Source organism: Nocardioides sp. (genome assembly GCF_025965415.1).
Classification (GTDB): domain Bacteria; phylum Actinomycetota; class Actinomycetes; order Propionibacteriales; family Nocardioidaceae; genus Nocardioides.
In genome coordinates, this window is record NZ_JAOPWY010000076.1 from 1 (window position 1) to 8664 (window position 8664).

8 protein-coding genes are annotated in these 8664 nt (G+C 73.0%); all 8 read left to right on the plus strand.

Translation table 11 applies throughout. The features are described 5' to 3' along the window. Positions 1 to 2616, plus strand: a 2616-nt coding sequence (alaS, locus tag JWN97_RS08055) for an alanine--tRNA ligase (RefSeq protein WP_297621109.1), incomplete at its 5' end; no start/stop codon positions are given. A 2-nt stretch (positions 2617 to 2618) separates the two neighbouring features. Then, positions 2619 to 3080 carry a Holliday junction resolvase RuvX gene (gene ruvX, locus JWN97_RS08060; protein ID WP_297621112.1) on the plus strand — a complete coding sequence of 154 codons (462 nt, stop codon included), beginning with the start codon at positions 2619 to 2621 and terminating at the stop codon, positions 3078 to 3080. Then, on the plus strand, positions 3073 to 4242 hold the full coding sequence (mltG, locus tag JWN97_RS08065; RefSeq protein WP_297621115.1) for an endolytic transglycosylase MltG: 1170 nt from the start codon (positions 3073 to 3075) through the stop codon (positions 4240 to 4242). Before ruvX ends, mltG begins: the two co-directional genes overlap by 8 nt. Before the next feature lies 1 nt (position 4243). Continuing rightward, positions 4244 to 5071 carry a shikimate dehydrogenase gene (locus JWN97_RS08070; protein ID WP_297621118.1) on the plus strand — a complete coding sequence of 276 codons (828 nt, stop codon included), beginning with the start codon at positions 4244 to 4246 and terminating at the stop codon, positions 5069 to 5071. Beyond that, complete coding sequence (locus JWN97_RS08075; protein WP_297621121.1) at positions 5068 to 5841, plus strand: A24 family peptidase; 774 nt, start codon at positions 5068 to 5070, stop codon at positions 5839 to 5841. Before JWN97_RS08070 ends, JWN97_RS08075 begins: the two co-directional genes overlap by 4 nt. Positions 5842 to 5853: 12 nt before the next feature. Continuing rightward, on the plus strand, positions 5854 to 7032 hold the full coding sequence (gene aroC, locus JWN97_RS08080; protein WP_297621124.1) for a chorismate synthase: 1179 nt from the start codon (positions 5854 to 5856) through the stop codon (positions 7030 to 7032). Then, positions 7032 to 7532 (plus strand): shikimate kinase, encoded by a 501-nt coding sequence (locus JWN97_RS08085; RefSeq protein ID WP_297621127.1) that lies wholly within the window; start codon positions 7032 to 7034, stop codon positions 7530 to 7532. Before aroC ends, JWN97_RS08085 begins: the two co-directional genes overlap by 1 nt. Continuing rightward, positions 7529 to 8635 (plus strand): 3-dehydroquinate synthase, encoded by a 1107-nt coding sequence (gene aroB, locus JWN97_RS08090; RefSeq protein WP_297621130.1) that lies wholly within the window; start codon positions 7529 to 7531, stop codon positions 8633 to 8635. Before JWN97_RS08085 ends, aroB begins: the two co-directional genes overlap by 4 nt. Positions 8636 to 8664: the final 29 nt, after the last annotated feature.

The window sequence follows — 8664 nt, forward strand, 5'->3', positions numbered from 1 at the left end:
CTGCTCTTCGTGCCGGCGGGCATGGTGCCGTTCAAGCCCTACTTCCTGGGCCAGGAGACGCCGCCGTGGCCGCGCGCCACCAGCATCCAGAAGTGCGTGCGCACCCCTGACATCGAGGACGTCGGCACGACCACCCGCCACGGCACCTTCTTCGAGATGTGCGGCAACTTCTCCTTCGGCGACTACTTCAAGGAGGGCGCGATCGAGCTGGCGTGGGACCTGCTCACCAAGCCGGTCGCCGACGGTGGCTACGGCCTGGAGGAGTCACGCCTCTACCCCTCGGTCCTCGTCGGGGACGAGGAGGCGATCGGCCTCTGGATGAAGGCGACCGGCCTGCCCCGCGAGCGCATCGTCCAACTCGGACGCAAGGAGAACTACTGGTCGATGGGCGTGCCCGGCCCCGGCGGACCGTGCTCGGAGATCCTCTACGACCGCGGCCCCGAGTGGGGGCCGGACTTCGACGTGGCCACGCTCGGGCCCGACATGCCGTTCGAGCTCGAGGACCGCCTCCTCGAGATCTGGAACCTCGTCTTCATGCAGGACGAGCTCTCCGCGGTGCGCTCGAAGGTGGACTTCGACATCGCGGGCTCGCTGCCCAAGAAGAACATCGACACCGGCATGGGCCTCGACCGCGTCGCGCTGCTGCTCCAGGGCAAGCAGAACATGTACGAGATCGACGTCGTCTACCCCGTGATCGCCAAGGCCGAGGAGCTGACCGGCAAGAAGTACGGCGCCGGCACCCCCGGATCGGCCGAGGACGACGTACGGTTCCGCGTCGTCGCCGACCACGTGCGCTCCTCGATGATGCTCATCGGTGACGGGGTCACCCCGGGCAACGACGGCCGCGGCTACGTCCTGCGCCGGCTCCTGCGTCGCGCGGTCCGCTCGATGCGCCTGCTCGGCTGCGAGGACCGGGTCCTGCCCGAGCTGATGCCGGTCTCGCGCGACAAGATGGGGGAGACCTACGACAACCTCCTCACCGACTGGCCGCGCATCTCGCAGGTGGCCTTCGCCGAGGAGGACGCGTTCCGCAAGACGCTCCAGGCCGGCACCCAGATCTTCGACGTCGCCGCCGACGACGTGTTGGCTTCGGGCGGCTCGACGCTGTCGGCGGAGCGTGCCTTCGCCCTCCACGACACCTTCGGCTTCCCGATCGACCTGACCCTGGAGATGGCGGCCGAGCAGGGGCTGCAGGTCGACGAGCAGGGCTTCCGCAGCCTGATGGCCGAGCAGCGCGAGCGGGCCAAGGCCGACGCGCGTGCCAAGAAGGGCTCGCACGGCGACACGGCGGTCTACCGCGGCATCTTCGACGAGTTCGGCCCCACCGAGTGGCTGGCCTACGAGACCCTCGAGACCGAGTCGCGGCCGCTGGCCCTGCTCAGCGGCGGGTCGGCCGTGCCGCGGCTGGCGGAGGGCGACATCGGCGAGCTCGTGCTGGACCGCACCCCGTTCTACGCCGAGTCCGGTGGGCAGGTGGCCGACGCCGGCACGATCATCTTCGACGGCGGCCGGCTCGAGGTGATCGACGTCCAGCGTCCGATCAAGGGCCTGGTCGTCCACCAGGTGCGAGTCGTCGAGGGCGAGCTCGACCCGTCCCGCGAGGTCCACGCGCGGGTCGACCCCGAGTGGCGCATCGGCGCCCGCCAGGCCCACTCGGGCACCCACGTGGTGCACGCGGCCCTGCGCGAGGTGCTCGGCCCCACGGCACTGCAGTCCGGCTCCTACAACCGCCCCGGCTACCTCCGCCTCGACTTCGGGTGGACCCAGGGGTTGAGCCCCGAGCAGGTCCGCGACATCGAGCAGGTCTCCCAACAGGCACTGCGCGCCGACCTCGCGGTGGCGTGGGACTACATGACCCTCGAGCAGGCCAAGGAGTGGGGCGCGATCGCCCTCTTCGGCGAGACCTACGACAACACCAAGGTGCGCGTCGTCGAGATCGGCGGCCCGTGGTCGCGCGAGCTCTGCGGTGGCACGCACGTCGACCACTCGTCGCAGATCGGCACCGTCGTCGTGACCGGCGAGACCAGTGTCGGCTCCGGCAACCGCCGCATCGAGGCGCTGACCGGCATGGAGGGCTTCGGCTACCTCGCCCGGGAGCGCGACGTCGTCGCTCAGCTGACCGGCCTGCTCAAGACGCAGCCCGACGACCTCGTCGGCCGGGTGCAGGCGCTGACGGAGCGCCTCCGCACCGCGGAGAAGGAGCTCGAGAAGGCCCGCGTCGCGCAGCTGCTCGGTGCGAGTGCCGAGGTCGCCGCCGCGGCGACGCAGGTGGGTCCGGTCAAGGTCGTGGCCCACCGTGCCGACGGCGCGGCGGGGGGCGACGTGCGCCAGCTGGCGCTGGACGTGCGCGGACGCCTGCCGCAGGGCGAGCCCGGCGTGGTCGTCGTCATCGGCCAGGCCGACGGCAAGGTGTCCGTGGTGGCCGCCACCAACGACGAGGCCCGCGCCCGCGGCCTGTCCGCCGGCGAGCTGGTGCGCCTCCTCGGCCCGCTGCTCGGCGGCAAGGGCGGCGGCAAGGACGACGTGGCCCAGGGCGGCGGCACCGACGCCTCGCGCATCGACGAGGCGCTGGCGCTCGTGGTGAGCGACGTGGCCGCGCGGGTCGGGCAGGGCTGAGGGTGCGGTTCGGAGTGCGGCTGGGCATCGACCCGGGCGATGCCCGGATCGGCGTCGCGACCAGCGACCCCTCCGGCTTCCTCGCGACCCCCGTCGAGACGGTGCGCACCGGCAGGGGCGACGTACGCCGGATCGCGCAGCTGGTCGTCGAGCGGGAGGCCGTCGAGGTCGTGGTCGGGCTGCCGCGCTCCCTGAGCGGCACGGAGGGTCCGGCCGCGGTGAAGGCGCGCGACTTCGCCGCGCGGCTTGCCCGCCGAGTTGCACCCACGCCCGTCAGACTGTGTGATGAACGACTGACCACGGTGTCGGCCGAGTCGATGCTGCGCGAGCAGGGTCGCCACGGCGCCAAGCGACGTGCCGTGGTGGACCAGGCAGCCGCGGTGCTGATCCTGCAGACCGCGCTGGACACGGAGCGGTCGAGCGGGCAGGCACCGGGAGAGATCGTCGAGGTGACAGATGAGTGAGCAGGAGTCCCAGCCGGACGCGCCCAGCGAGGAGCAGGACTACACCTACGTCCCCGGGGGCAGGCGGCGCAAGGGCCGCGGCTTCAAGGGATGCTTCGCGGTCCTCATCGCGCTGGCCGTGCTCGTCGGCGGCTTCTGGTTCGGCCTGACGCGCGGCGTCGACTGGGTCTCCGACCAGTTCCAGGGGCCGGACGACTATCCCGGCCCCGGCACCGGCTCCGTCGAGTTCACCGTCAACGAGGGCGACACGGTGGCCCAGATGGGCCGCAACCTCAAGGCCGACGGCATCACCAAGTCGGTCCAGGCCTTCATCGACGCCGCTGCGGGCGAGCCCGACTCCAGCGGCATCCAGGTCGGCGCCTACGAGCTCCAGAAGGAGATGAAGGCCGCCGACGCGCTCGAGGTGCTGATCGACCCCGACAACCTCGTCGGCTTCCCCACGGTGACCATCCCCGAGGGCCTCCGGCTCACCGAGATCGTCTCGACGCTCGCCGAGAACACCGACTTCCCCGAGGCGGCCTGGAACCGCGCGCTCCAGCAGCCCGACAAGCTCGGCCTCCCCGACTACGCGGAGGGCAACGCGGAGGGCTACCTGTTCCCCGCGACCTACGAGATCAAGCCCGGCATGAAGCCGGTCGCGATCCTCAAGACCATGGTCGCCCGCTGGAGCGAGGCCGCCGAGGCGGCCGACCTCGAGGGGAGGGCGGCGGAGCTCGGCCACACGCCGGGCGAGCTGATGATCATCGCCTCCCTGATCGAGGCCGAGGGTCGCGGCGAGGACATGCCCAAGATCTCGCGGGTCATCTACAACCGGCTCGACGGCCCCGGCGACAAGGGCGGCACCAACGGCACGCTCGGCATCGACGCCGCCATCGCCTACGGGCTGGGCCTCTCGCCCGGCTCGACGGAGCTGACGCCCGACCAGCTGGCCGAGGACACGCCCTACAACACGCGGCTCAACGCCGGCCTCCCGCCGACGCCGATCGAGGCGCCGGGCGACGACGCCATCGCGGCCGCGGCCAACCCGGAGGACGGCGACTGGTACTACTACGTCACCGTCGACCTCTCGACCGGCGAGACCAAGTTCTACGAGGACTACGACGGCTTCCTCGAGGGCCGCGACGAGTACAAGGCCTACTGCGAGACGTCGGACCGATGCTGAGGTGAGTGGTCGGCGCTGCGGCGTGCTGGGCGACCCGATCGCCCACTCGCTGTCGCCGGTCCTGCACCGGGTCGGCTACGCGGAGCTCGGGCTGGACTGGACCTACGACGCGCACCGGGTGCCGGCCGGAGGCCTGGAGTCGTTCGTGGCGGGACTGGGCCCCGAGTGGCGCGGCCTGTCGCTGACCATGCCGCTCAAGCGCGAGGCCCTCGCGCTGGTCGACCGGCTGACCGACCGGGCCCGCCTGGCCGGCGCCGTCAACACGCTCGTGCTCGGCGGGGACGAGGGCGAGCGGGTCGGCGACAACACCGACCTCCCCGGTGCCGCGGCCGCGATCCGCGAGCGTACGACGATGCCGCTGGCGTCGGCCACGATCCTCGGCGGCGGAGCCACGGCGAGCTCGATCGGGCTGGCGCTCGTCGACCTCGGCGTGCGGTCGGTCGAGCTGCTCGTGCGTGACGAGGCCCGCGCGGGGGAGACCCTCGAGGTGCTGCGCGCCCACCCGGCGGGGATCGAGGTGCGCACCGGGGTCCTCGACGCGACGGACCGCGTCACTGCCGACATCGTCGTCTCGACCATCCCGGCGGACGCACAGACCCCGGAGCTGGTCGCTCGCTGCGACGACGTACCCGTGGTGTTCGAGGCGCTCTACGACCCGTGGCCGACGCCCCTGGCCGCCTCGGCGGCCGACCGGACCCTGGTGGGTGGGCTGGACCTGCTGGTCCACCAGGCCGTGATGCAGTTCGATCTGTTCACCGGTCTCCGGGCACCGCTGGAGGCCATGAGGCAGGCGGGCCGACGCGCCCTCGCCGAACGGAGTGCTGGGTGAACGACACGATGGTGGCCGCGCTGCTGGGAGCGCTCGTGGCCGCACTCGGGGGACTGCTCGTGCCGCTGCTGGTGGCGGCGGTGCCCGAGCCCGAGGCGAAGCCCGAGCCGGACATCGAGACGGAGACGGAGGCCGGGAGCGACGCCGACGCGGAGGCCGCCACGGCCACCGAGCCGCCGAAGATGCTCTACGCCGACATCGCCGCCCGCCCCGGCCTGGGCTGGCGCAGCGCCCTGGTCGCCGCGGTGTGCGGTGGCCTGCTGGGGGCCGCCACGGGCCTGGACTGGCCGCTGCTGTGGCTGATCCCGCTCACTCCGGTCGCGGTCGCGCTGTCCGTCATCGACTGGCACACCCGGCTCCTGCCGCGCCGCATCGTCGTACCCGCCACCCTGGCGGCGATCGTCGCCGTGACGGTGGTGGGCCTGGCGACGGGGGAGCGCGACGCGCTGCTCCGGGCGCTGCTCGGCATGATCGTCGCCCGCTCGTTCTTCTGGGTCCTGTGGCGGCTGCGGTCGGCGGGCATGGGCTTCGGCGACGTGCGCCTGGCGGCGCCCGTCGGACTGGTGCTCGGCTGGGTGGGCTGGGGTGCCCTGGCCCTCGGCGTGTGGATCGGGTTCATCGTCTTCGCCGTCCCTGCGGCCGGGCTGGCCGTGGTCCGCCGCGACCGGACGGTGCTCAAGAAGTCCTTCCCGTTCGGGCCGTTCATGGTGATCGGCGCCCTGGTGGGTCTCGTCTGGGGGACCGCGCTCGCTGGGCGCATCTGGGGCTGAGAGACTTCCCCCATGCTCCGATGGCTCACAGCAGGCGAGTCCCACGGTCCCTCGTTGGTGGCGATCCTCGAGGGGCTGCCCGCCCACGTCCGCGTCACGACCGACGACCTGGCCGACTCGCTGGCCCGGCGCCGCCTCGGCTACGGCCGCGGCGCGCGGATGAAGTTCGAGCAGGACGCGATCCGGGTGCTCGGCGGCGTCCGCCACGGTGAGACCCAGGGCGGCCCCATCGCGATCGAGGTCGGCAACACCGAGTGGCCCAAGTGGGAGAAGGTCATGTCGGCCGACCCCGTCGACCCGGTGGAGCTCGAGGCGCTGGCCCGCAACGCCCCGCTGACCCGTCCCCGTCCCGGCCACGCCGACCTGGTCGGGATGCAGAAGTACGCCTTCGACGAGGCCCGCCCGATCCTCGAGCGGGCGTCGGCCCGGGAGACCGCGGCGCGCGTGGCGCTCGGCCGGGTGGCGTCCAACTTCCTCGAGCAGTCCACCGGTGCGCGGATCGTCTCGCACGTGGTCTCGCTCGGCGGCGTGAAGGCGCCGGCGGGCGTCGTACCCGGCCCCGACGACGTCGAGCGCCTCGACGCCGACGAGGTCCGCTGCCTCGACCCCGACGCCAGCGCCGCGATGGTGGCGCGCATCGACCAGGCCCACAAGGACGGCGACACCCTCGGCGGCGTCGTCGAGGTGGTCGTCCACGGCCTGCCGCCGGGCCTCGGCTCGCACGTCCACTGGGACCGGCGCCTGGACTCCAGGCTGGCCGGCGCGCTCATGGGCATCCAGGCGATCAAGGGCGTCGAGGTCGGCGACGGCTTCGAGCTCGCCGACACGCCGGGCTCGCTGGCGCACGACGAGATCGTGTCGACCGACGAGGGGCTGCGGCGCACGTCGGGTCGCTCGGGCGGCACCGAGGGCGGCATGTCGACCGGGGAGGTCCTGCGCGTGCGCGCCGCGATGAAGCCGATCGCGACCGTCCCCAAGGCGCTGCGCACCGTCGACGTCGCCACCGGCGAGGCCACCGTCGCCCACCACCAGCGCTCCGACGTGTGCGCCGTGCCCGCCGCCGGGATCGTGGCGGAGGCGATGGTCGCGCTCGTCCTGGCGGACGCGGTGGTCGAGAAGTTCGGCGGCGACTCCGTCGCGGAGACGCGGCGCAACGTCGAGTCCTACCTCGACACCCTGCGGTTCCGCTGATGCCCCCGCGCGTGGTGCTGGTCGGGCCGATGGGCGCGGGCAAGACGACCGTGGCCGGGCTGCTCGGCGAGGCGTGGGGCGTGCCCGTGCGCGACACGGACACCGACATCGTCGCCACGACCGGGCGCGAGATCTCCGACATCTTCGTGGAGTCGGGCGAGGACCACTTCCGTGAGCTCGAGGCGGCCGCGGTCGCGACCGCGCTGGCCGAGCACGACGGCGTGCTGGCCCTCGGCGGCGGCGCCGTGATGCGGTCCGAGACCCGCGACCTGCTGGCCGGCGTGCCCGTGGTGTTCCTGCGGGTCGGGCTCACCGACGCGGTCAAGCGGGTCGGGCTGGGCGTGGGGCGACCGATGCTGCTCGGCAACGTCCGCTCGCGGGTCAAGGCCCTGCTCGACGAGCGCGCCCCGATCTACGCCTCGGTGGCCACGCACGTCGTCGACACCGACGACCGCACGCCCGACGAGGTCGCGGCCCAGATCCAGGAGCTTCTTGCATGAGCACTGAGACCGTCCTGCACGTCGGCGGCGCCTCGCCCTACGACGTCGTCGTCGGGCACGGGCTCGCCGACCGCCTGCCCGCCCTGCTCGGGGAGTCGGTGGAGCGGGTGGCCGTGCTGTACGCCGGCTCGCTCGGCGCGCTCGCCGACCCGATCGTCGACTCCCTGGTCGAGCACTACGACGTGCTCGCGCTGGGCCTGCCGGAGGGCGAGCGTGCCAAGACGGCCCCCGTCGCGGCCGACTGCTGGGAGGCTCTGGGCGAGGCCGGCTTCACCCGCTCCGACGCCGTCGTCACCGTCGGCGGAGGATCGGCCACCGACCTCGGCGGCTTCGTGGCTGCCACCTGGCTGCGCGGCGTACGCGTCGTCCACGTCCCGACGACCCTCCTCGCCATGGTCGACGCCGCGGTCGGCGGCAAGACCGGCATCAACACCGAGGCCGGCAAGAACCTCGTCGGCGCCTTCCACGAGCCGTCCGGCGTCCTCTGCGACCTGTCGCTGCTCGAGTCGCTGCCGCGTGACGAGCTGGTCGCCGGGCTCGGCGAGGTCGTCAAGTGCGGCTTCATCGCCGACCCCGAGATCCTGCGGCTCGTCGAGTCGGCCTCGCCCGACGACCTGGTGCCGTCCTCGCCGGTGCTGCGCGAGCTCGTCGAGCGCGCGATCCGCGTCAAGATCGACGTCGTCGTCGCCGACCTGCGCGAGACCGGCGGAGCCGACGGCCACCCCGGCCGCGAGGCCCTCAACTACGGCCACACCCTGGCCCACGCCATCGAGCGCGCCGAGGACTACGGCATCCGCCACGGCGAGGCCGTCGCCATCGGCTGCGTCTACGTCGCCGAGCTCGCCCACCGCGCCGGCTCGCTGTCGGCCGAGGTGGTCGAGCGCCACCGCACGGCGTTCGGCCGGGTCGGGCTGCCGACGACGTACGCCGGCGCGCCGTTCGACGACCTGCTCGCCACCATGCGCGTCGACAAGAAGGCCCGCGGCGCCCAGCTGCGCTTCGTGGTCCTCGACGACGTCGGCCGCCCGACCGTGCTGGCCGGGCCGTCCGAGGAGCACCTCCGCGAGGCGTTCTCCGCTATCTCTGGGAACCCTTCATCGTGAAGGTGCTCGTCCTCAACGGCCCCAACCTC